The organism is Bacillus cereus group sp. N6, assembly GCF_016483705.1.
In the GTDB taxonomy this organism is placed as follows: domain Bacteria; phylum Bacillota; class Bacilli; order Bacillales; family Bacillaceae_G; genus Bacillus_A; species Bacillus_A wiedmannii.
In genome coordinates, this window is the sequence record NZ_JAEHBI010000153.1 from 1 (window position 1) to 1696 (window position 1696).

Sequence of the window (1696 nt, forward strand, 5' to 3'; positions counted from 1 at the left end):
TTATAAACATAACGAGAACGCTCAAAAACTAATTCTTTGAACGTCTCATCTTCGTTTATGTCATATGCTCCACAAACTTTTATTAAAGCTTTATTGGATGCGAAAAGGATGCGTCTTAGGTTATCATCTTCCTCATCACCTAAGTGCATCCTATCTTTAAACTGCTGTAAAATTCCGTCTGAAATTACTGTTTCCATTTACATCATCCTTGCGTTGGTGGTGTGAATGAAATCTTTAAATCATATACAAGAGCCGCTTTATTATCTTTTGGTTTACCATTCGCAAACTGTTTGATTGTATAAAGCGTAGCATCTTCAATCGCTAATGTTTGGTCAAACTTTTTCAGCTTATATCCACCAGCAATTGCTGCAAGATATTGACCTTTTACAAAGAATAATGCTTTTCCAACTGGAACTTCTTCAGATTCAACCGTTTGAATGTTATAAGGTAATGCCATTACCCATTGACCATTAGCAGTTTGAATGGTATTACGTGCTTGTACACCGATTGCATCTACAGGATTGACAACCATCACAATTTTATTTAATACTTTACGAGATTTGCCTTTTCCATCAACAGATAAAGCTTTTACTACTTCATAAAGTTCACCAGCAATTACTTCACCATGCTCAGATGGAGCGAATGTTAATGTACCAGATGATTTTTTATCAGTAACCGCGCCTGTAGTTGTATGTACATCTTTCATTAAACCTACAGGTTGATGAGCAACAGCCCCACCACCGTTTACAAATCCAAATTCTAGACCGACAGAATAAGACTCTACTAATAAAGTTCGAACATAACGTTCCACCCATTCTGGCCCAAGATCTAACATATCGTTTGGAATAGCTGCAAATGCAGTTAATTTAAGTTGACCAATTTTTTCTTCTCGGAATGCTGCATTTACTTGTCCTCGAATTTCACCGAATAACGCGCCCCATGCATATGCTTTTGTTGCATCAGAATAAATGAACTTTGTAACGGCACCTAAGTCTTGCAAACCAAGTGCTTCCAGTAATGGATGTTCTGTTACTAAGTCTTCAAATACTCGTTCTTGTGTAGTGACTGGAAGGATTTCACCGTCTTTGAATCCACCTTCTTGTACAACGCTATTAAAGAATTTTGTTTCTGCCGCTGTTAATACGTTTTGACCGCGTTGTTGAAGAATAGAACGATCTAACATTTCATCATGTACTTGATTACGGACTGTGTGAATTACATCCGTTTGCATTGCATCAAAGAAATTTTCAAATGCTTTCGATTGTTCTTGTTCTGTACTTTCCGCGTTAGTTAAAGCATCTGTTAATTTTGCTTTCGCTGTATGAAATGCTTCAGATTTATTAAATGTAATCGTCATTATGTGTTTCCCCCATTTTTATAATTTTAAAAGGAGCCCTTTAATCCCACTGTTTTTTACAGGTTTAGGATTCGGCTCCTTTGGTTGTTCTTCTATATTGTTTTGTAAATCGTTTAAGATTTCGTTTTTTAACCCTGATAAAGCAGCGTTTAAATCTTCTTTTGTAATCCCTTGGCCTTTGTTCATTGTTCCATTTCTAAAACCATCGATTACCTTCTGTGGAAGCATAGCAGCAGTAGAAGCTGAAGCTGTCATTTTAACCGGATTATCCATAAACATGATTTCATCCACAAAGTTATTTTCTAATGCTTGCCCAGGCCCCATCCATGTTTCTTCAGC

Annotated in this window: 2 protein-coding genes and 1 pseudogene; all 3 read right to left on the minus strand. The window is 36.6% G+C overall.

Annotated features, from left to right (window positions below; all coding sequences use genetic code 11):
- Positions 1–197, minus strand: a 197-nt coding sequence (locus tag JDS99_RS30545) for a hypothetical protein (RefSeq protein WP_199696461.1), incomplete at its 3' end; no start/stop codon positions are given.
- 5 nt (positions 198–202) lie between these two features.
- The gene (locus tag JDS99_RS30550; protein WP_199696462.1) at positions 203–1357 is read right to left on the minus strand and encodes a phage major capsid protein; all 1155 of its coding nucleotides are present in this window, start codon (positions 1355–1357) and stop codon (positions 203–205) included.
- A gap of 18 nt (positions 1358–1375) precedes the next feature.
- Positions 1376–1696: pseudogene (locus JDS99_RS30555) on the minus strand (head maturation protease, ClpP-related); the annotation flags it as partial.

Coding starts and splice junctions, on each gene's coding strand:
- JDS99_RS30550 (WP_199696462.1), bottom strand. CDS start 1,357: ATGACGATTACATTTAATAAATCTGAAGCATTTCATACAGCGAAAGCA.